General features: G+C 58.4%; 13 protein-coding genes. 3 read left to right on the top strand and 10 right to left on the bottom strand.

Annotated features, from left to right (window positions below; all coding sequences use genetic code 11):
* Positions 1–55: 55 nt before the first annotated feature.
* The 9 genes from ETAA8_RS29385 to ETAA8_RS29345 form a co-directional block, all read right to left on the bottom strand.
* On the bottom strand, positions 56–1,705 hold the full coding sequence (locus tag ETAA8_RS29385) for a CotH kinase family protein (protein WP_145097387.1): 1,650 nt from the start codon (positions 1,703–1,705) through the stop codon (positions 56–58).
* A gap of 348 nt (positions 1,706–2,053) precedes the next feature.
* Entirely contained in the window at positions 2,054–2,926 is an 873-nt protein-coding gene (locus ETAA8_RS29380; RefSeq protein WP_145097384.1) for a menaquinone biosynthesis family protein, read from the bottom strand.
* Between the two features lie 201 nt (positions 2,927–3,127).
* Positions 3,128–3,652, bottom strand: coding sequence for a flagellar export chaperone FliS (locus tag ETAA8_RS29375; protein WP_145097382.1), 525 nt, complete (start codon positions 3,650–3,652; stop codon positions 3,128–3,130).
* 27 nt (positions 3,653–3,679) lie between these two features.
* A complete protein-coding gene (gene fliD, locus ETAA8_RS29370; protein WP_145097379.1) occupies positions 3,680–6,766 on the bottom strand; it encodes a flagellar filament capping protein FliD in 3,087 nt (1,028 codons plus the stop codon).
* 222 nt (positions 6,767–6,988) lie between these two features.
* Positions 6,989–9,763: a flagellin N-terminal helical domain-containing protein gene (locus tag ETAA8_RS29365; RefSeq protein ID WP_145097376.1), complete on the bottom strand. Its 2,775-nt coding sequence runs from the start codon at positions 9,761–9,763 to the stop codon at positions 6,989–6,991.
* A gap of 503 nt (positions 9,764–10,266) precedes the next feature.
* Complete coding sequence (locus tag ETAA8_RS29360) at positions 10,267–11,913, bottom strand: L-serine ammonia-lyase, iron-sulfur-dependent, subunit alpha (RefSeq protein ID WP_238397606.1); 1,647 nt, start codon at positions 11,911–11,913, stop codon at positions 10,267–10,269.
* Between the two features lie 2 nt (positions 11,914–11,915).
* On the bottom strand, positions 11,916–12,797 hold the full coding sequence (locus ETAA8_RS29355) for a YihY/virulence factor BrkB family protein (protein WP_202921340.1): 882 nt from the start codon (positions 12,795–12,797) through the stop codon (positions 11,916–11,918).
* A gap of 90 nt (positions 12,798–12,887) precedes the next feature.
* Positions 12,888–14,309 (bottom strand): aldehyde dehydrogenase family protein, encoded by a 1,422-nt coding sequence (locus ETAA8_RS29350; RefSeq protein WP_145097370.1) that lies wholly within the window; start codon positions 14,307–14,309, stop codon positions 12,888–12,890.
* A gap of 5 nt (positions 14,310–14,314) precedes the next feature.
* Entirely contained in the window at positions 14,315–14,959 is a 645-nt protein-coding gene (locus ETAA8_RS29345; protein ID WP_145097367.1) for an SOS response-associated peptidase, read from the bottom strand.
* A gap of 1,274 nt (positions 14,960–16,233) precedes the next feature.
* Here ETAA8_RS29345 and ETAA8_RS29340 point away from each other — a divergent pair.
* Positions 16,234–16,464: a hypothetical protein gene (locus tag ETAA8_RS29340; RefSeq protein ID WP_145097365.1), complete on the top strand. Its 231-nt coding sequence runs from the start codon at positions 16,234–16,236 to the stop codon at positions 16,462–16,464.
* A gap of 340 nt (positions 16,465–16,804) precedes the next feature.
* On the top strand, positions 16,805–18,376 hold the full coding sequence (gene cimA / locus ETAA8_RS29335) for a citramalate synthase (RefSeq protein ID WP_145097362.1): 1,572 nt from the start codon (positions 16,805–16,807) through the stop codon (positions 18,374–18,376).
* Between the two features lie 178 nt (positions 18,377–18,554).
* On the opposite strand, the gene ETAA8_RS29330 is transcribed toward cimA, so the two are convergent.
* Positions 18,555–20,141, bottom strand: coding sequence for a chromosomal replication initiator protein DnaA (locus ETAA8_RS29330; protein ID WP_145097359.1), 1,587 nt, complete (start codon positions 20,139–20,141; stop codon positions 18,555–18,557).
* 890 nt (positions 20,142–21,031) lie between these two features.
* Here ETAA8_RS29330 and ETAA8_RS29325 point away from each other — a divergent pair.
* Complete coding sequence (locus tag ETAA8_RS29325; protein WP_145097356.1) at positions 21,032–22,096, top strand: AAA family ATPase; 1,065 nt, start codon at positions 21,032–21,034, stop codon at positions 22,094–22,096.
* The last annotated feature ends 35 nt before the right edge of the window (positions 22,097–22,131 follow it).

Genomic DNA, 22,131 nt, shown 5'->3' with positions numbered 1-22,131 from the left:
CGGGGGCGGAAGTAAGCAGCGGGGGCGCAAGTAAGCGAAGGACAAAAGCGACTTTTTACTTATTCACCTTGGCAATTTGCAGCGAACCGGCATCGAACCACACTTTGCCCTTGGTGGCTCGCAGTTCGGCGACCAGTTCCAACTCCTGTGTTGGATTACTGACAACAATCTCGTGCTCAAGGTTCGTCCAGTCGGTCGTCCCTTCCAGTTTATTCGTTCGCTGGCCACCAGAGATCCGCAGCCCTGCACCTGTGCCCGGCGATTCAGCGACTGCGGCAACTTCGGCGACCCGCGCGCGGCCTTGCAGTTTATAAGTACCCGCTGAGAGCAAGACCTTCGTACGGAACGAATCGGCGCTTCGTCCGCTGGGGCCAACGCCAATCACAAAACATTTCACGCCGTCTGGAGTCTCTTCGCCCAGCAACGCATCGCTGGCGGGCTTGGGTCCCCAGGTGGGCAGTTTGGCGATTCCGTTGCCATCGAACTTCAGCGGGCGGGGCTCGACAGTGGAGTTTTGTTGCAGCAGATTCTTGGCGCGGTTCGTCAACCGATCCTTCAGTCCCTTCACATGATTGTCGTGATCCTTGGCCACGTTCTCGTTGATTGCCGCCAACACCGGTCGCGTGCGGGCATGAATCTGGTCGAGTCGTTGATGGAGCTTATCCGGCGGATTGAAGAGGGGCATTACTTCGTTGACGATGTCGCGATAGCGGGCGCGCCATTCGGGATTGTGCATCACCGTGTTGGCGACGAGCGCACCGGGATGATGCATGATGTTGGCGTTTGTGTCGCCGAACATCTGGTCCATGCCGTGCGGCATGAAGTAGGCCTTCTTCGTCGTCGGATCGAAATAGACGCGGTAGTTGTTGCGGTTGTTACAGTAACCGTCCCAGTGGCAGCACATCAGTTCGAGCGCCATGAACCGCAGAAAGGCATCGACATCGAGCAGTTCATTGACAAGCGGCCAGCGCTTGGCTGGGTCGCCATTGCGGCAGGCATCGACGAGCGCCTTCAGGTCGCTCCGGTCGTCTACCCCCTTGCCCTCGTCTTTCTCCAGGGCTGCATCAATGTCCTGGCAGAAGCCGCCGTCGTAATAGTTGCCAGTGCCGTTGGTCCAATGCCGCTTGAGAAACTTCTTATCGAAGCCCTCTTTCAAGCCGTAAAAACCAAGGTCGCGATTGTTGATCCAGACGCGAGCATGGGACGCGCGGGCGCAGGGAACACCGGCGGCCAGGTTGATGTCGCTGCACAGAATCTCGTGCATGTAGGTCGGATCCTGCACGCTGTTGTTGAGATGGATCTTGTCCATCGCATGAAAATTCTGCTCGCGAATGTACTTGTCGAAATTCAGCGTCAGGGCCGGGCGGTCGTCGATATTTCGAAAGCTCCCCGCAGCCCCTTTGCACTTCACGCCGACGTCTTTGTACTCGGTCTTGTCGTTTTCGAGCACGCGGCATTTAACGTATGCCCGCAGGTTCCCACGCAGTTTATTGAGTTCGCCATCTTCGATGAAAATCTTCATCGAGGGAATTTCGCCATTGATGAAGAATGCGTCGCTGGCGTCCGGCGTTTTGCTTTGCTTGCGCGGCAAGGGGCTGTTCTGCTGCCCGCTGGCCGAAAGCGATAGTCCTTGCCAACCGGCCAGAGTGCCACCCACGGTTAACGCGAGAAACGTCCGGCGCTGCAAGCTTCCTGATTCAGGCATAACGCACAAACTCCGCGGGCGAAGAGATTCAAACTGGGCCAGTCGCCAACCACCAATCAGTGGCCCTCTTTAGCGAGTCTGTTACATGCCCGCGCGAATTGCAAGCTGGGACCACCCCTTCAGGCAGCCGCTCAGTTTGAACGTAAATGTTCAACATGACCCTGCATTGTTGAACACTCATCGCCGTGAAACACGAGAGTTAAGCCATCTGCTGTTCAATTAAGCGACTCTTAATTGAACACCCCCCTTTTGCGGCTTGGCTATGAAAGGGACGGTCGAGCGGCCGGGTAGTGCACAAGCCAACGAGCCACCGCCGCAGGGGCGGTGGCGTTTAAGGCGGTGAGTTGGCTAATCGACGAATTCGGGTTCGACGAGTTTGGGAATTACACCCGCTTCGTAACCGCGTTTGAGAAGTTCTTTGACGGCAGCGCGACCGCGGGGGCCGAAGTCGAGCGTCCAATCGTTGACGTACATGCCGACGAACTCATCGGCCTTGGCGCGGTCGAGTCCGCGGCCGTAGCCTTGGGCATAGTCGAGCGCCTTGCCGCGATGTTCGAGGCCGTAGGCAATGCTCTCTTTCAGAATGCGATTCACTTCGCGAATGTCGTCGGTACCCAGATCCTTGCGAATGCCGTTGGCACCGAGCGGCAGCGGCAGCCCGGTTTCTTTCATCCACCATTTGCCCAGGTCGACGATCAGGTGCAGGTTCTGCTCGCCGTAGGTCAGCTGCCCTTCGTGAATGCAGAGGCCGGCGTCGATTTTTTGCCCTTCGAATTCACCCTTCTCGGTGACGTTCAAAATCTCGTCGAACGGCACGACGACATGCTTGAAGTCGTTGCCGATGCAGAGCTTGAGCGCGAGGAAGGCCGTGGTAAGTGTGCCGGGGACGGCGATTGTTTGCCCCTTGAGGGAGGCGATATCGCGGGCTTCGCGGGCGATGACCATGGGGCCGTAGTTGTCCCCCATGCTTGCGCCGCAGGTGCAGATCATGTATTTGTCGGCCAGGTACGCGTACGCATGCAGGCTGAGGGCGGTCAATTCGAGCTCGCCGCTGAAAGCCCGGCGATTGAGCGTTTCGATATCGACCAGCTCGTGTGTGAAGCGGAACTTGCCGGTATCGAGGCAATCCTTGGCGAGCGCGTAGAACATGAACGCATCATCGGGGTCGGGGCTGTGGCCAACGCGGATGAGCTTTTCGGCGGATGAAGTGGTTGCAGACATGCCAGCGGATCCTCAAACAGCAAAAGGTAAGCCATTAATAATGGCATCTGCTGTCTGAACCGCAAGGGCGGGTGCGGGATAACGGAAGGCAGAAGTGAGAAGGCAGAATGCAGAATGAAATGCGCGGCAGCACCTTGAAAGTCGCCGACCTGGCCACACTTCCCCGCCCTAGTTCCCAGCTCCCAGTCCCTAGCCCCTCCCCTAGCCTTCGAGCGAGAAGCCGCTGCTGGCTGTCGGGGCAAATGAGCTCGACATGTGGGGTGCGAAATAACCGGTGGAGTAGTTGCCGGCGTCAACCCGCTGGGGTGCGACTACTTCCTGCGAAGTGGCGGAATAAGAGTCCCGCGCCACGGGTGCTTCGGGCATCGTCTGGCAAAGTTCCTGCCAGGTTTGACGCTCTTCTTGCAGCACGTTCAGAACCCCAGTCACGCGAGCAGCATCCAAGTCGAGTTCGGCTTCGATCAGTTCCTTGATCACAAAGCCATAGATCGCGAACACTTGCTGGACGAGCGGGCTCCCGTCGTCGCGAATCCCAGCGTACAGTTCCTGGGCAATCGCCTGGCAATGGTGGAGCGATTGGAGACCATCCTCTTGCCGCCCATGTTCCCAATGATCGCAGACCGCTTGAGCCTTACGAATCCCCCCCTCGATCAGCATTAGCCGGAGCTTTTGCGGAGTCGCGGTCGAGATTTGGGTTTCGAGATAGGCGTTGCGGGGGTCGGTCATGGCTTCCTGCCAGGAGTAGGGGACTACTTACGATGTGGTTCCATCAGGGTTGATGTACTTGATGGACTCGATCGCGGTGAGGCTGTTCTTGATTTTGCTGATGGCCAGTTCCATGTTGTAGAACTGCAAGGTTAGTCGTTCTCGTTCCTTGTTGAGCGAGAGTGTGAGCGAATCGATGCGCTTAGTCGTATCTTCCAACTGCCGCTGAAGTGTGGCGGCCCGATTCACAAACGTCGAGTTGGTGCGGCCGACGAGCTTTTCGAGCACGGCATCGACCTTGGTCGCAAAGCCCTGCTCTTCGTCGGAGAAAAACTTTTCCAGGCCTTGGGGATCGCTGGCGTAGCGTGCTTGGAGTCGTGTCTTGTCGAACGTCAACTTTCCTTCTTCATCGGCACTGATCCCCAGTTCGTTGAACGACCTGACAGTGGAACCGAAGAAGCGGCTGGTGAGCGCACGGCTCAAGTCCGAGTCGAGTCGCAGCACGTCGGACGAGCCGAACAGCGTCCCCTTCGTGTCGTCATCCTGGTTGTAGAAGGTGTACGCTGCGATCTTGTCGCGCAGCTTGTTGTACTGATCGACGAAAGTTTGGATTGCCCCTTCGATGTCGGACGATGTGGGCGTGACGCCGACAGAAATCGACTCGGTCGAAGTCGCCGAAACCGTGATGTTCAGCCCATCGACGACATTTTCGAACGTGTTCGACGTCGACGTTATCAGGCGTCCCGACGAGGCATCGGAACCGACCAGCAGCAGGGCATCCTGGGCAGTCGATAGCGATTGAAACTTCAGCCCGAGCGAGCTGCCGTCGACGTTCAAGTCGCCTGCCTTGCCGCTAATGCCACTCACCAGCGATAAGTGATGCCGCAACGTGCCGGCCGAGTCGCTGATGACGCTGGCGGTAACATTGGCGCCGAGAGCGTTGATTTTCGTGACTAAGTCGGTCAGTGTGTCGTCGGCATCGAGCGTGACCGTGAAGGCCGTAGTGCCGCTGATGACCTGCGCTGGATTGCCATCCTCAGTGGTATCGACTGCCTCAGTTCCCAGGTGCAAATCGGCGACGACCTTGCTGTTGTTGACCGTTTCGACCTTGAGTCGTGAACTGCCACCGGCCGTATCAATGAGCGCGATACCGTCGCCCGTATCGTTGATGCGCGCTTCGACACCGATCGACTGCGCGTTGATGGCGTCGATCACGTCGCCCAGTGTGGTGGCATTGAGCTGCGTCAAATTCACAGCGCCGACCGCTCCGGCCGAGTCGGTGATCAGGAACGAGCCCTTCGCTACACCCTTGCCAGCGTTGAAATCGCTGAGCAAGGTATGTTCGCTGACGGTCTGGCGATTGAGCGAAGTCCCGCGCACACTGCTATCGGCCACATTGCCGACAATGCCGAGCTTGGTGGCACTATTGGTGCCATCTCCATCGGCAACAATGAGGTTGCTGGCAGTGCCACCGGTGGTATCGACAATCTGCAAGCCATTTTTGGCCGCATTGATTTCGGCCTTCAAGCCTAGCCCCGAGCCGGCAATGGCGGCGATCACATCATCGAGCGTTTCTGCGCCCGACAAGCTGATCGTCGCGGTGGCTCCGCTCCGATCGGTCAGATCGATCTCACCTAATGCGCCGAAACCGCGACCACCGTTGAGCGAGCGCAGCAGGGGCGAATTCAATCCGCCTTGCAGACGATCGCTGGTGAGCGTGGCACCACTGGCCGTTCCGGTGAGCCCCAGGTCTTCAGCGAGAGTACCGCCAGCCGTATTGCTCACAGCGAAGGTGCCACCGGTATCGGTGCTCAAGTCGGTGAGAACGATGCGATCGCCATCCGGGCTGATCTCGGCCTTCAGTTTGGCTGGATTCACTCCGTTAATCGTGGCGATCAGTTCGCCCAGCGTCTTTTCACTACGAGCGGCAACTGCCGCGCCGCCGGTGGTGGTCGCTGTATCTGCCAGCGAGACAAGATCATCGCCATTGCCGCCAGTCCCCGTGGTTGCGGTGAACAGGGTGGAGGTAGCGGTCGTGCTATTGATAGCGCTGATGACGTTGTCGGCGGTGGTACTGCCGGCAGCGATATCGACGGTCAGAATCTTGCTCTGCGCGTCGTAACTGGCCACTTCATTGCCGGCTGTGACATTGCCAGAATCAACAAACTGAATCTGCACGCCGTCGTAATCGCCGCCTACTGTCTTGGCAGTTAACTTCAACTGGGCATTCACCCCGTTGGCGGCGGAAGTGGTTGCGCTAGAAGCCGTGGCCGCTTTGCCGACCAGGTTGAAGTCGATCTCGAGTGAGGTGCCATCGCGCAGCGTGACGTTCAAATCGCTGACACCGGTGCGGGTGCTGAGTCCCGTGCCGTCGTTCAACTGCGCAAGAGCGGTGCTATTCGAGAGTCTCAAGACATCGTTGCCGGTCGCCGAGTTTGCGGCCACGTTGATGTTGGCAAGGCCCAGGTCAGCAGCCGTGCTCCCACCCGAGACTTCCTGCACGCGCAGATTGCTGGTGCCGCCCGACTGGTCGGTGAGGATTAGGCGATCGCCGCTGACACTGGCATTCACTTCGATGCCATCAGCCGAGTTGATTGCAGTCAGGACATCGTCGATGGTTTGAGCGAATCGCAGGTCAATGACGGACGAGTCGCCGTTGCGATCGGTAATGCGGATTTTGCCGCGCGTCACACCTTGGCCGCCATTCAGCGCATCGAGTGAGACGGGCTCCGTAATTGCCCCACCGAAACGGAAGGTGAACGAACCAGCACCCAGAGGCTGATCTTTGGCAACCACGCCCGCGCTGAGCAACTGCGCGTTTTGAGCCTTACGAACTGCGGTGAATTGGTAATTGCCGGCGGCCACGGCACCGGTCGTAACCGCGGTCAGCGCCGTCGAACTACTGGTGATTGTGCTTTTGGTGAAGATGCTGGCGTTCTTCAAACGGCGCACGGCTAACTGCACACCAAGCGTCACCGCCGTCAGGTCTGTAATGGCCGCTTGTTGAGTACCGATCGCGACCTTGCGAGCGGACGCCAGTTCGCGCGGCTTCGCCGACAACTCGATCAGTTTATTGACCGTGTCTTCGATGTTGATGCCGGTCGCTAGACCGACGCTGGAAGTAATCCGACCCATGCGAAGCTCGTGAGTTGCGGGGAGCGAAGTCTGCCGTCGCGGCTAGCCTGTTGCTAGCGTGCGCACGGCCGGAGACTTTGCCTCATCGTTTAAGATCGGCAGTTCCGCGCTGGGAGGGAAAGAAAAACAGGTCGGAATGAGCGCATGAAAAAACCGCCGGCTAGAGAAATCGTCTCAAGCCGGCGGTTATGATTTTGACTCAGTCGATCGACCTACCGAGGCTTAACCACGGAGGAGCGACAACACTTGCTGAGGATTCTGGTTGGCGATCTGCAGCACCGAAGTACCCGATTGCACCAGAATTTGAGCCCGTGTCAGCTTGGCCGATTCAGCGGCGAAGTCAGCGTCGCGAATCGAGCTTTCGGCTTGGGTCAGGTTGGTGAGCGTGTCCGACAGCGAAGCGATATTCGTTTCGAGAGTCGTACGTTGGAACGCACCCAAGCGACCGCGGAGCGAAGTGACTTTGTTGATCGCTTCGTCGACGACGCGAGCGGCACCGGTCGTATCCGATTGCAGATCCTTGGCACTGCCCGAGCGAAGTTCGAACAAGCGACCATTCGTACCACCCAGGTCGGCGGTGTTCACGCTGCTGATGCCGATGCGGGCTTGCTGCGTGCTGACGACGTCTGGACCGAGTTGGAACACCGCACCACCACCACTGATGGTGAAGTTCACATCGGTGCTGCTGCCGTTCGAAAGGGTCAGGTTCAGTTCGAGCGACGAGGTGTTGATCGACAAGCGATTACCCGAAGCATTGGCTTGAGTACCGTTGATCGTGGCCACCGCATCCGAACCCGAAACGCGGGTCGCACTCAGCCCGGCGGCAAACAAGCCACCGGAGCCTTCGCTGCGGACGTCGATATCGACAAAGGCGTCGCTGCCATAGGCCGTCGAGTTGAGTTGCAGCGTGCCGGCGTTGTTCGAAGCCGAGACTCCAGTCGCATCCGAGACCAGGTTGATGCTGTCGATGATGTTCGTCAGCGTGTTGCCAGCCGTGAAGCTGAACACTTGCGAACCGGTCGCACCGGACAGTTTGAAGACCAGGTCGGCAGCCAGGCCGGTACCAGTGTCGTTCGTACCACCGGTCAGGGCCGTGGTCGACGAGGTTTCGGAACCTGCAACAAAGCTGCCGTCGCCAGCCGAGCCCGTGCGGGTGACCGTGTAACCGCTCAGCTGACCTTGAATCGCAGTGACCAGGTCATCGACATCGTAAGTCGAGGTGTTGTTGAGGTTGACAGTGATGTTCGGGCCAGTCTGGGTCACGCTCACGCCGTTGGCAGCCACCGAGCCATTGGAGGCGAAGGTCAGCGTGCCGTTGAAGGCAGCGCCATCAGTGTTCGATGTGATGGTGATCACGTCGTTCGCATTGACAGTATTAGCACCACCCGACAACAGGTTGTTGGTCGTCGTGTAGTCGGCACCGGTCAGCGAGTTGCCGCTGCCCAGCACGGCCGAAGCATTGAAGTCGGCCAAGCCATCAATGGCCGAGGCGATTGCACCAACCGTCGCACCCACTGCAGCATTCACAGTGATGAGGTTGCTGGTTGCGTTGTAGCTGACCGAAGTCGTGCCGTTGTTGCCACCGGACAGCGCGTTCGGGTCAGTGCCGTTGTCCGCTTGTTGATAGGTGTTGCCGCCGCCGAACGTCGAGATCGCACTAAAGTCGGCCAGGCCATCGATGGCATTCGCCAAACTTGTAACCGTGGCTCCAAGAGCCGCATTCACGGTGATGACATTCGTGCCGGCGTCGTACGAAGCGCTCGTCGTACCGTTGTTACCACCGGTGAGCAGGCCCGTGATACCGGGGTCAACATCGCCGGCGTCAAAGAGGCCGCCGCTACCTGAGGCCACCGAAGAAACGAAAGCTGCAGTGCCGTCAATCGCTGCACTAATGGCGTCGACGTCGTCGCCAGTCGCGACATCGATGGTCAACGTGTTGGTGCCCGAATCGTAAGCAGCAGTGGTCGTGCCGCCGACATTCGTGATGACGATGTTCACACCGTTGCCCGTGGCGCCTTGAGCAGGACCACCAGAAGCGGCCGAGATGTTGATCGAACCATTCGTGAGGGCCAGCGTGCCCGATGCGTGGGCGATGCCAGCAGCCGCTTGGATGGTCACGTCGGTCGCATTGCCAACCGTACCGTCTGCAGCACCACCAGCAGTCGCGGTAACGCTAATCACCGCACCCGAACTGGCGAGCGAGACATTGCCCGTCGCTTGAGCCACATCAGCCGCGGCTTGAATGGTCACGTCGGTTGCATTGCCAAGGGCACCTTGAGCAGCACCGCCGTTCACGGCCTGAATGCTGATCTGTCCAGCAGCGCCGGTCAGATTCAAATTGCCCGAAGCTTGTGATTGCGGGGTCGTGACGGTCGGCAACGTAATCGAACCGCTGGCAGCAGCTCCGGCGCCGTAGTTGATCGCAGTGGCATTGGCCGTAACCGAGGCTTGTGTCGCGGCGGCCGTGACGTCGATCGAGACGTTCAAAGAACCCGTGGCACCCAGGTTGGCCTTTTGAATGTTGAGGTCGACCACCGAGTTGGCACCCGAAGTCGTCGTCTTGATGAAGTCGAGACTGCCGTCGAGCAGCTTGCGACCTTGGAAGGTCGTGACTTGAGCAATGCGGTCGATGGCTTCGAGCGAGCTGTCGACTTGCAGCTGGTTAGCAGCGATCTGTTCGTCGCTGAGCACACCGGTGTTGGCTGCTTCAGTTACCAGACCGCGAATGTCGTTCAGCAGGTTGCTGATCTGGCCAAGAGCCGAGTCAGCGGTCGAGATGAGCTGCGTGGCCCGCTCGGTGTTGCTGATAGCGCGTTGCGAAGAGGTGATGTCGCGGCGGAGGTTTTCGCTCGCGATCAAACCGGCCGGGTCATCTTTGCCCGAGTTGATTCGCACACCCGTGCTCAACCGGCTCAGAGCTTCCTGCAACTGCCCATTCGACCGCGACAGGGTCTTTTGAGCGATCAAAGAACTGACATTCGTGTTAATACGGCTCATGCCATTGCACCCTTATGTACTGTGTGAACCTTGTGAAGCCTTAGCCGGAAGAACAAGGTTCCGGAAATCGGCATTGGCTGCGCGGTTGGCACGTTGGCTGTTCAAGTCAACCGTCATCACCATCGAATTAACGAACCGTGAGTCAAAGAACCCTAGGTCGCAAATCGCAGCACACCAAAAAGTGAAACTTTTCCGCGTGCGGCGTTGAACCCTGACGGTTGTTACGGTTGAGCCCCGAGTCCTTCGAGTGATTGCGTCCTTGCTGCCCGTTCCAACGCGTCTACAAAAGGCCCTACTAGGGGATTCATTCGACGTGAACCCTGCTGCGCTTTAAGCATTCGGAGGTTTTGATAGCAGTCAGAAGGCCGCAACCTTGTCACACCAACCGCGTGAACCGTACGACCCGCGAGAATCGACTCAGCTTGCCAACGCGCAAGTGGTGCGACCCCTACAAGCGGCAAAGTCGCTGCCCAGAACTTCTACTCAATTGATTGCCGAGGGCATTACTTATTCAGTGATACGAGCGAAGCCATCGGAGCGATCCCGCAACCACACCCGGAGCCGCACCCTGCAGATTTGCGGGTTGCCAGTTGAGCTTCGAGCGCGATCGATGTCGGCGTAATCGACAAGCCGCCAAGATTGGTGCACCGCAGCTCGCGCGGCATCTGCAGAGCAACGCGCTTGGCAGTGGCTACCACTTCGTCGAACGGAATTACCGGATCGAAGTTTGCAATCGCCATATTCGCGCAGGCCAGGGCGTTGGTAGCGGCCATAACGTTTTTACCGAGGCAAGGAACCTCGACGCGGTTCGCAACAGGATCACAGATCAGCCCGATCATGCTCTGCATGGCCATCGAAGCGGCTGCAACTGCTTGTGGCAGTGTTCCGCCACCTAAGGTGACAAGAGCCGCTGCCGCCATCGCGGCTGCGGAGCCCCCTTCGGCCTGACAACCACCCACTTCGGCAGCGAACGTCCAGTGCGCGGCAATGAACACGCCAATCAGCCCGCTGGCGAGGAGCGCTTCGGCCATTTCGCGTTCAGTTTTTCCCTGTGATTCGGCAATGGCGATGATCGCTGCTGGGAGCGCAGCGCACGCGCCGGCAGTGGGAGCGGCCACAATCACGCCCATGGAACTTTTTACTTCCATGAGTGCCGAAACATAGAGCACGATCTTGTTGAGCGCGCCGCCATCAAGCAAATTGCCTGCCTGCAACTGCTTCTGGAATTCGGGCGACTGTGGCGGCAGGACTCGATCATCGTAGGTGGTTCCGGCAATGCCTTGCTGAATAGATTTGCGCAAAATGCGAACGATGCCAATCATCTTCTCGACGACAGCCTCCTCGCTAAGCCCGCTCCGTTGCATTTCAAAATCGATTGCATGCTGCGTGAGCGACAGTCCCCGGCCGGCATCGACACGGAGCAACTCGGCACAGGAGTTAAACGGCACGCGCATCCCGGCGAAAGAAGGAATTGGCAAGACCGGCGCAAGCTGCTGCACTTCTTGAATGGCAAAAGCCTGCTGTAATTCGCCGAGCAATGCAGCAGGCAAGAAACGTGTCCCACGCACTTCCAACAGTTGCCCGCCAGAACTCTCATGCAGGTGAACTACATCAACAGCTGCACATTTTGCGGCAACAATTTGCTCCCGGCACCGCGCTCCGTCTTGCTTCAACCACAACAGCGTGACGTGATAATCGCCGAACATGGATACCGCGAACTCGTCGATATCCAGCACTTCAATCATGCCGCCGCCGGTCGAGATAGCGCGGAGGAAGTGAGTTTTCTCGCCGTTTCGCAAAGTCAGGCGGTAGGTATTCGGATGTTCGTCGCCCACATCGACCGTTTCGATTCGCACCTGCACACCGGCGGCACTTAGATGCTGGCCCGAATCAGGAAGTCGCTCATCGTCCGCTTCCCAGCCCATCAGTCCGCCAAAAAGTCCCATGTCCGAGCCTTGGCTTTCGTGCGTGGTTGGCAAAGAACCAGTCCGATCGAACTCGACAAGGACCTCCTCATACTGTTGCCCCATTAGATCGCGCGCCAAGCGGCCAATCCGCAGGGCCGCGGCACAATGCGAACTGGAAGGCCCGCGCATCACCGGGCCGATCACATCGTTGAAAATGCTGACAGGTAGCGAAGTCTTATTCATGTTCAATCTTTCTCGGCCACAAGCACGGCGTTTTCCGTCGGTTCGATCTTTTTATTGCGTCGGCGGGCGATCACGTGGGTGATCTCGGCACCGAAGAAGAGAATCTGCGAGGAGTAGTAGACCCAAACGATCAGCACGACGAGCGAGCCCGCGGCACCATAGCCCGAAGCCAGCCCGCTACGGCCCAGATACAAACTGATGGCCAATTTGCCGACTGAAAAGAGTGCGGCAGTCAGGAATGCACCGCCCCAGACGTCGCGCCAGGCAACCTTGGCATCGGGCAGGACTTTAAAAATCAGCGCGAACAACAACATCACAATGAAGAAGGTAACCAGTGTCGAAAGTGAATGCCAAATCGGTTCGAGTTGCGGCAATCGCCCTTCGATCGACTTATGCAAGCTGGCAATAACAGTACTGATGACGAGCGAAACCAACAGCAAGAAGCCTGTTCCAATCACCATGGTGAAGGAGAGAAACCGCGCGCGAAGCATGCTGAGCCACGCCATCCGCTTCGGTTTGACATCCCACACCGCGTCCATAGCTGCCTGCAACTCGCCAAACACACCCGACGCACCGAATAAGAGCGTGGCAATGCCCAGGATGGTCGCCAGTCGCCCTCCTGATTTCGTGCCGCTATCGAGCATTACCTTGATGGCTTGGGCGCCTTCGGGGCCGACGAGATCGCCCATTTGAGTCATCAAGTGATCGCGGGCTAGCGCCTGATCGAAGAAAAGTCCAGCCAGGGCTAAGGCAATCATCAACAGCGGAGCCAGCGATAGGACACTGTAGAAAGCCAGAGCAGCGCCCATGCGCGAGCCGCCATCCTTTTGCCATTCGGTGGCGGCTTCAGTCAGGACCGACACGATATGTCGCAGCAAGCGCATGAGGTAGCTCAAAGAAATGATCGATCTCCCGGCATGGATGCAAGCATGATGCCACATCCAGACGAACATGCAAAACTTTTCACGTGCTGCTTAATCCGGGGGCAAATGGAGGACGACCGTCTTCGTCTCGGTCATTTCTTGAATGGCGTACTTCGGTCCCTCTTTGCCCAGCCCGCTCTCTTTCAGGCCACCATAGGGCATCAAGTCGGCCCGCCAGGCAGGGCCCCAATTCACGTGCACATTGCCGCACTCGACATGGCGAGCAAACTTCATCGCCGCATCGAGGTCTTGCGTAAACAACCCGGCACTTAGTCCATACCGACTGTCGTTCGCCAGGCGAATCGCGTCGTCGACACTGGCGGCCCGCGTCACACCCACCGCGGGACCGAACAGTTCATCGCGGCTGATGCGCATATTTGGCTGCACATCGGCCAGCAAGGTCGGCTCGTGCAATGTGCCCCGCCGCGAGCCGCCCGTCAGCAGTCGAGCGCCTTGGGCAACTGCTTCGTGCACCCATTGTTCGACTCGCACCGCATCGCTTTCGCGAATCATTGGCCCCATGCGCGTGGAGGCGTGCATGGGGTCACCGGCCGTCAGCCCTTCGACCTTGGGCTGCAAGCGGTCGAGAAGTTCGTCGTAAACCTTCGGCAGCGCGATGATGCGCTGGGCCGAAATGCAAACCTGGCCAGCATTGCCAAAACCGCTGGCCAGAATGGAATCGGTGGCTTTGTTGAGATCGGCATCGTCGAGCACAATCAGCGGGCTGTTGCTGCCTAGTTCCATGGTCACCCGCTTGAGACCAGCGACCGCACAGATCTTCTTTCCCACTTCCACGCTGCCGGTAAAGGTGATCTTTCGCACGCGCTCGTCTTGGCAGAGCGCCGTGCCTATCTCGCCCCCGGCACCGGTGAGGCATTGCACGGCCAACGGAGGAACACCAGCCGCCAGCAGAATCTCAATCAGTTTAAGTGCGGAGAGTGGCGTATTGCTCGCCGGCTTCAGTACGACCGCATTGCCAGCGGCCAGCGCCGGGCCCACTTTGTGGCAGACCAGATTGAGCGGAAAGTTGAACGGGGCAATCGCCACGACCACGCCACAGGGAACTCGCAATGTGAAACCCATCTTGCCCGCAGCACCCGGCGCGGCATCGAGGGGGAGCATCTCGCCCGTCAGTCGCTTGGCCTCTTCGGCCGATACTTCCAACGTCGTCGCCGCGCGCGTGACTTCAAACTCTCCCTCTGCCAGCGTCTTCCCTTCTTCCAAGCTAATCAGCCGGCCCAGTTCGCTCTTCTGCGAAAGCACTACATCGGCAGCGCGGCGGAGCATGAGAAAGCGGTCGTAGGCGGTGACCTTGGCCATCACCCGCGCGCCTTCCACAGCGGCAGCTAGGGCTCGCTCGACATCGTCGCGCGTCGCTTGCGGTACCGTGTCGACCAGCAGACCGTCGAACGGATGCCTCACTTCGATCTTCTGCTCGCGATCGACCCATTCACCGGCAAGATACATTTTCATGGTGGCTATTCAAATAAAGTTGTGGCGGGTGGTGCTTCGCACTGAGGGCCTTCGTTCCGGGCATTATTGACCACCAGGCTCACCGGGCGGACTTTCATGCGATCGGAAGGAAAAGGTACGAGCGGAATCGGCTCGCCGGCTAGCCAGGCGGAGTAATCCGCCGGATCGACAATCACCGGCATCCGGTCGTGTACGGCAGCAGCCAGGTCGTTCGCTTCGGTCGTAATCACGGTACATGTTTCGAGCTCGTGCCAACGTTCCCACAGGCCGGCCAGACAAAAGGGCCGATCATCGACATTGTAAAGGTACGGCAGCTTCGACTTCCCTTGCCGCAACCATTCGTAGTAGCCATCGGCGACGACCAAACAGCGGCGACTCTTATACGCCGCGCGAAACGCGGGCTTCGTGGCGACCGTATCGGCCCGCGCGTTGATCGTGCTATACGCAATCTTCTCGTCCTTGGCCCAGGCGGGAATCAGCCCCCAGCGCAACAGGACTAGTTCTCGCTGGTCGGTGCCGCGCAGCGCCAGCAGCGGTTGGCTAGGTGCCAGGTTATAGCGCGGAACATATTCAGCAGGGAATTCCAAGCCTTGCAGGAAGTCGGGCACTTCCAAGCGCAGGTTCGTTTTTTGGTTGATTCGTCCGCACATGATGGGGCGCGCCGGCTCAGGCTCGAAACGGGGGATGCTGCGATTATATCGCGTGGCCAGGCACCAGGAATTCTCTGCCGCGATTCCCCGTGGCTCGTCACCAAACGGCGAGATCCCGACCGCCGATTTGCACCAAGTTGTCCAACAATGCCCCCGATTGTTGGACACCAAATGCTCGGAAACCCGAGAGTTGCGCTCGGTACTGTCCAACAATGACACACATTGTTGGACACCCCCCTTTTGCCGTTTGCCCGCCCAGCCTTCTCCTCACCACCCCGTAACTCTAGCGGGGCATTTTCGTGCGCGGGTAGAATTGGGAGATGGACAAAACACGATCATCCGCCGGGTCGATCATCGCAGCCTTAACAGTTATGCTCCTACTGCTGATATGTGCGTATGGGGCGGGGTATCTATTGCTAGGAAAATTTGTGACCTGGGATGCGGTGGATGGTCGTCGAAGAATCGTGCGCGATTACCCAAGCTCGTGGATGGTCCTTATTTATCGCCCTGCGGCTGGTATTGAGGAATGGATAACAGGGGCCAAAACGGAGATATTCACCGCAGAGGAGATAGATTCTGCGACCAATTGAAAAGACCAACCGCGCACCCCTCATCGTCGCCATCGTCTTGCTCCTCCTGCCAATGCTGTACGTGGGGAGTTATCTGGCGCTGGTGGTGCCGGCGGGCCGAATACCGGTCGTAGACGATTCAATTCATGGAATAGCATTTGGCAAAGTCTATCACTATCGAGTTGATGGTGATTGGGCGAAGTTCGTCTACTGGCCGCTGGAACAGATCGACCGGAAGGTGAGGCCGGGAGCCTGGGAACTGCCGTGGGAAAGAGTATGGAAGTAGGCCAACTAGCGCTCAATGTCATCTGGTTAACTCACGCGCTTGCGCGGGCGAAATACAAACAAGCGAACCACCAGTTCAACGGCCGCAAGCGGCTCGGTTAACCAAGTTTGGCAACCTGACATCCATCGATAGTTCAGCTAGTAGGTCAATAGTTCTCACTCGCTAAGAATTTCTGATTTCAAACTAACCCACTACCTTGCCCCGCAACTCTAGCGGGGCATTTTCGTGCGCGGGTAGAATGGGTTGATGCGATTCTCACTCCAAACGCTGCTTCTCTTTATGCTACTGGCCGGGCCGACGTGCGCTATCGCCTACCGTGCTTGGGAGAAGTGGAATATTCAGACAGGCTCATTGGAGCCTGTCGTCAGCAACCATGGATTTGTCCCCGAGCGGATGGTTGTACCGATTGACCCAGAGCCATGACCAACCGCGCACCCCTCATCGTTGCCATCGTCTTGCTGCTCCTGCCGGTGCTGTACGTGGGGAGCTATTTCGCACTAGTTGAGCACGTTCCTATTCGCGCCATGTACCAAGGGCACGAGGTGACGGTGTTCGTGTCGGGTTATCGTGGGTGCGGACCTTATGCCGTTCTTTTCTTCTGGCCTTTAGAGCAGATCGACCGGACGGTGAGGCCGGGAGCTTGGGGGTAGCCAGAATTCCGAATCTCAAACCGACACATTACCGATTTTAAGGCCTGAGTTGACAGTTTTCGTCCCGGGACGTACTGTTAAGTGATTGAATCCGTGAGGCGAGTGCCGAACCATGTTTACCCAATTCCACAATTTGCGAACTTTGCCGCTGGCCGCTGGCCACCGCGGGGAGATTGCGATTGTGCTGCAGATCATTACCGGTCGAATTATTGGGGGACGGGCTTAGGGGCGCACTCGGCAAATAACGTGAAGTTGTCAGCCCTGACGCCCCCAAGGTGTCAGGGCTTTTTTTGTTGATTTTCTGAGAACGTGATTGTCAATTCGACTGCGAGCACCAGTTATGCGAACCATCCAGATCTACGATACGACCTTGCGCGACGGCACGCAGGGAGAAGGGGTTAGCCTGTCTCTGGAGGACAAGCTGCTGATTACTCGCCGGCTGGATGAATTCGGCATCGACTTCATCGAAGGGGGCTACCCCCTGTCGAACCCGAAGGACGCAGAGTACTTTCACCGCGTCCGCGACTTGAAGCTTAACCATGCCAAGGTCTGTGCCTTCGGCATGACGCGGCGCAAGGGCATTGCCGCGAAAGACGATCCCGGCATGCAGGCGCTTGTGAATTCGCAGGCGCCGGTTTGTACCGTCGTCGGCAAGACCTCCGATTTTCACGTGACCGAGATCTTGCGAGTCAGCTTGCAAGAAAATCTCGACATGATTCGCGATTCGCTGTCGTTTCTGAAGTCGCAGGGTCGCGAAGTTTTTTATGACGCCGAACACTTCTTCGACGGCTTCGCCGCGAATCCGCAATATGCCCTCTCGACCATTCGCACCGCCGCCGAAGCTGGCGCGAGTGTGATCATCCTCTGCGATACCAACGGCGGCACCATGCCGGACGCGATTGCCGAGCGCGCGCGCCAGGCACTCGAAGTGCTGGCACCGCTGGGCGCAAAAGTGGGCATCCACTGCCACAACGATTGCGAACTAGCTGTGGCTAACTCGCTGGCAGCCGTCGATGCGGGCGCTTCGCAAGTGCAAGGAACGATGAACGGCTTTGGCGAGCGCTGCGGCAACGCCGACTTAATCACGGTTATCGCCAACTTGTGCCTGAAGAAAAAGTACGCTGCCCTCCGCCAGGATTCGCTCGAACATCTGACCGAGCTCTCGCGGTTTGTCTACGAAGTGGCCAATCAGCATCATCGGAACAACCAGCCCTTCGTGGGGCAGAGCGCATTTGCCCACAAGGGTGGCATGCACGTCCACGCAATTGCCCGGGCGACGAGTTCTTACGAGCACATCGATCCAGCGCTGGTCGGCAACGAGCGACGGATTCTGGTCAGCGAACTATCGGGGCGGTCGAACATTGCCGCGCTGACGGCCAAGCATAAGCTGGACGACAACCGCGGGCTGATGGACGCGATCTTGCAGCGGGTTTGCGACTTGGAAGCGGTGGGCTACCAGTTCGAAGCGGCCGAAGCGAGCTTCGACTTGCTCGTGCGAAAAGTCGCGGGGACGTTCCAGCCGCATTTCGAACGATTGAAGTATCACGTTGCCGTCAGTGCCGAAGGAATGAGCGGCGAACCGGTGACCGAAGCCACGGTGAAAGTTCGGGTGGGTGAGACAAACCTGCACGAGGTGGCCGAAGGTGACGGTCCGGTCAATGCGCTCGATGCGGCGCTCCGTAAGGCGCTCAATGGTACTTTCGCGGGGCTGCAAGAAATGCGGCTCATCGACTACAAGGTGCGCGTGGTCAATGGTGAAGCGGGTACCGCTGCCAAGATTCGCGTCATCATCGAGTCGACCGATGGCCACGACGTGTGGGGAACCATCGGTGTGAGCGAGAACATCATCGAGGCCAGTTGGCTCGCGCTTGTCGACGCGATCGAGTACAAGCTGTTCAAGGACGAGATGTAGAAATTATCCAGAAAACCCGCAGCGTGAGCGAGGAGCGCGCCACGACAGCTGGCGCTAAGTTGCTCTCGTGACTCGTTCGCAGATTGTCCGGCTGGATCGATTCTACGCTCCAGCCGGCAAATTCGGATCTTTGACGGCGTCGGCGCTCACCTCGCTGACGCTTCGGGCCACCTGAAAACTAAGCCAAGCGCAGTTGGTTTTCGACGCGCTTGACGACATCTTCCAGGCGGCAGTCTCCTTCGGGAAGGAGGAGACTCTTGCCGCTGATGAGCCATTGGCTGACTTTGTCTTCGGCCGAGATCACCGTGGTGTGACTCTTGCGGTTGAAGTGCTTGCCGATTTCGGACAGAGCAGCGCGGGTGTATTTGCGGGCCAGCCACATCGCGAGCATGCGGGGATGGCTGACAGCGGGCGACTTGCTTTCGGACTGCAACGACTGCTCGTCGATGCCGAACATATCGCAAATGGTGCTGGTGATATCGGTCAGGCGAACGGCACGGCGATTAACGCGAACCAGGTCGGCCAGCGCCCGCTGAGCAAAGGGCAAGTCGATGCGGCAGTGCAGCGCTTCGCTCGTGGCATGCAGGCGGTTAAGCGCGCCGGCCAATTGGCGGGCATCGCCATCGAGCTGAGTCGAAAGCCATTCGAGCACGGTGCGCGGCGTCGGGGTCGAGTGCCTGGAAGCCATTTGTTCGAGCACGCCCAAGCGAGTCTGCATATCGGCGGCATCGATGGCGCACACCAGACCGCCCGAAATGCGATGGACGAGTTCACTCCCCAGATTCTTTAGTTCACCCAGAGTGCGGTCAGCGGCAAACACAATCTGCCGACCGGAACGGAGGAGTGTATCGACCGTGTGCTGGAGTTCGACCAGGGTCGACTGCTTGCCCATGAAGAACTGCAGATCGTCGATCAGGAGGAGTTCGACGTCTCGATACTTGCGGCGAAAGCTGGGGAGACCGGAGCCGCGGAGCGCTTCGACGAATTGTGTCGTGAATTGTTCGGCCGACAGATAAATCGTCCGGCGGTTGGGGGCGGTTTGCCGTGCGGCTCGCCAGGCACCTTCGAGCAGGTGCGTCTTGCCGCACCCGGGCGGACCGGAAATGAACAGCGGCGAATAGCGGCCCAGCTGCGAGAGCAGGTTGTTGATTGCCGCATGCGCGAGGCGATTCCCCTCTCCCACAACAAACGAATCCAGGGCAGCAAAGGTTCGACGGGTCATTCGATTGGCAGGGGGCGGATCAGAGGGAGCGGCGGCGGGGTTCGACGAAGAACCATTGTTACCTGAGGGGGCCACACTCGGCAAACGGAATATGACCGGCAGTGGATTGGCCGACTCATTGGCCTGTGGCGCAAGAACCGGCGCGACCTGCGGTCCCGGTTGAGACAGCCCTGCGCTGGAAGTTGCAGCGGCAGATAAGAGCGGAGATGAGAGAGTGGCGGCTGGCATAGTGGGCGAAACATTCATCGGCTGCGTGGACCGAGAAACTGCGGTCGAATCCGCCGTCGCTACATTCGCTTCACAGACCTTCATATCAACGGTGGCTTGCGCACCCAGCACTTGCTGAGCAGCGGCCAAAACGTCCGCGCGCAATCGGCGTAGCCGTTCCAGGCGGAAAGTATTGTGAGCCAGTAACGACAACTGGGGGCCGTTCGCCCGCCAGGTGACGCCTTCGGTCGCCCACATTCGAAATCGATTTTCACCGACCTTGCCAAGCAGTGCAGATTGCACAGCCGACACGATCTCCATATCGTCCTTGGTCACGCTTAACGCATCCTACGCGCGCACCGCTAGCGCCGAAAATCCGAGGGGGGATTTACACCAATCAGTGAGAAGACGCTGATTGGTGGCTGCCGGCGACTGCAGCGCGAGTCCTGAAAGGAAAGCGAGCTCGCTTCAATTGCTGGCTCGCGTGATTGATTGCCCGTTACGACGTCGGCGATTGTAGCCGTGCTAGCGGAGGTGTCAAACAGGCTCACGAGCCCGGGCCAGAGAAAACTTCACTCCGTCTTCATGCGTCGCAGGAAAGAGCGAAAAATAGCCGCCGCGTGTATCGCGAGTGAAGATTGTGAGTGACCAGTGAGACGTGGAAAACGTGTCAGCGCGAGCGAGTGAAAAACGAAAGCCGTAACGGAAGTCGTTACGCTTGAATCAGTTTGAGAAAGGGGACGTCCTTTCGGTCGCGCTTCAGCGCTCGCAAGCAGACCGCGCTCCGGACTAGGGCTGGAGCATTTTGCCTGGCGATTCGTCGCAGCATCTGTTTATGTTGATTACCTCCAATCTTCTCACGATCTGCATTCTGAACTAAATCCGTCCCCTCCCCCCTCTCTAGCTGGCAATGCGCGGGCGGGCATTTAGAATGAAGTTTGCGGTCGCAGTGACTTCTCGGGTTAGAGCGGCAGACGGTCGCCAGATTCTCCCGCCCTCAAAGCTGCAGCCGCTATGTGAACTTTTGTGCCAGCTGAGCGCACAAAGTGCATAGGCAGATGTTGCGCGCCAGAGAAACCGGCAGCCGTCGGCGTTCTCGGGAGGCAACCAAACGATTGGCTGCAGCACTTCGTCTGTGGATTGGTCGGTTCGAACTTCGTCTGTGAACAGTCCGTCAAAGAACAAACGTCCTCATCCTTGATTTTCTTCCTGAAGGAACAGTGCTCATGGGTAATCCAGCGGCAGCCGACGCGGCCAGCCCCGACGATCTGAAAGCGCTCGAGAATCTGAAGACCGCCTACGACGCGGTTCGGACCGAGCTGGCGAAAGTGATTGTCGGTCAGGAAGAAGTGGTCGAGCAAATTCTGATCGCCATTTTTGCCCAGGGGCACTGTCTGCTCGAAGGTGTGCCCGGTCTGGCCAAAACCTTGATGGTAAGTACCCTCGCCCGCTCGCTGCACCTGCTCTTTAACCGGATTCAGTTCACTCCCGACTTGATGCCGTCGGACATTACCGGCACGGAAGTGATTCAAGAGAACAAGTCGACCGGCGAGCGCGGCTTCCGCTTCCTCAGCGGGCCGATCTTCTCGAACATCATTCTCGCGGACGAAATCAACCGTACGCCCCCCAAGACCCAGGCGGCCTTGCTCGAAGCGATGCAAGAACGCCAGGTAACGATCGGCGGTCAGCGTCACACTCTCCCTTCACCGTTCTTTGTGCTCGCCACTCAGAACCCGATCGAACAGGAAGGTACCTATCCGCTGCCCGAAGCGCAGCAGGACCGCTTCATGTTCAAGGTCTTCGTCCGCTATCCCGGTTATGACGAAGAGTATCGAATTGCCGAAACCACGACCGCCACTCTGACCGCGCAAGTCAAGGAAGTCCTCTCGGGCGAAGAAATCATCCGCCTGCAGCAGTTGGTTCGGCGTGTCCCCGCCGCACCGCACGTGATCCACTACGCTCTGCGACTGGTGCGGGCGACCCGCGTGCACGAAGGGGAAGCTCCTGCGTTCATCAAGGATTGGGTCAGCTGGGGTGCTGGTCCGCGCGGGATGCAATATCTGCTGCTCGGCGGCAAAGCCCGGGCGATGCTCCAAGGCCGGTTCTTTGTGAACACCGACGACATCAAGGCGGTGGCTCACCCCGTGCTGCGGCACCGGGTAATTACCAACTTCAATGCAGAGTCGGCTGGCATCTCGCCCGACAAGGTCATCGACAAGTTGCTGGAAGAAGTGCCTGCCCGTCGTCAGGGAGACGATGTGGCCCCTGAACTCAAGCGTGCGTTCTCTTAAGGAGTTGAAGTTTCCAAGTCTAATTGGCCGGAACT

The sequence above is a fragment of the Anatilimnocola aggregata genome, assembly GCF_007747655.1.
GTDB lineage: Bacteria > Planctomycetota > Planctomycetia > Pirellulales > Pirellulaceae > Anatilimnocola > Anatilimnocola aggregata.
The sequence above is the reverse complement of the archived record's forward strand: the minus strand, read 5'-3'. Positions and strand labels throughout refer to the sequence as shown.

Coding starts and splice junctions, on each gene's coding strand:
- ETAA8_RS29385 (WP_145097387.1), bottom strand. CDS start 1,705: ATGCCTGAATCAGGAAGCTTGCAGCGCCGGACGTTTCTCGCGTTAACC.
- ETAA8_RS29380 (WP_145097384.1), bottom strand. CDS start 2,926: ATGTCTGCAACCACTTCATCCGCCGAAAAGCTCATCCGCGTTGGCCAC.
- ETAA8_RS29375 (WP_145097382.1), bottom strand. CDS start 3,652: ATGACCGACCCCCGCAACGCCTATCTCGAAACCCAAATCTCGACCGCG.
- fliD (WP_145097379.1), bottom strand. CDS start 6,766: ATGGGTCGGATTACTTCCAGCGTCGGTCTAGCGACCGGCATCAACATC.
- ETAA8_RS29365 (WP_145097376.1), bottom strand. CDS start 9,763: ATGAGCCGTATTAACACGAATGTCAGTTCTTTGATCGCTCAAAAGACC.
- ETAA8_RS29360 (WP_238397606.1), bottom strand. CDS start 11,913: ATGAATAAGACTTCGCTACCTGTCAGCATTTTCAACGATGTGATCGGC.
- ETAA8_RS29355 (WP_202921340.1), bottom strand. CDS start 12,797: ATGCGCTTGCTGCGACATATCGTGTCGGTCCTGACTGAAGCCGCCACC.
- ETAA8_RS29350 (WP_145097370.1), bottom strand. CDS start 14,309: ATGAAAATGTATCTTGCCGGTGAATGGGTCGATCGCGAGCAGAAGATC.
- ETAA8_RS29345 (WP_145097367.1), bottom strand. CDS start 14,959: ATGTGCGGACGAATCAACCAAAAAACGAACCTGCGCTTGGAAGTGCCC.
- ETAA8_RS29340 (WP_145097365.1), top strand. CDS start 16,234: ATGACCAACCGCGCACCCCTCATCGTTGCCATCGTCTTGCTGCTCCTG.
- cimA (WP_145097362.1), top strand. CDS start 16,805: ATGCGAACCATCCAGATCTACGATACGACCTTGCGCGACGGCACGCAG.
- ETAA8_RS29325 (WP_145097356.1), top strand. CDS start 21,032: ATGGGTAATCCAGCGGCAGCCGACGCGGCCAGCCCCGACGATCTGAAA.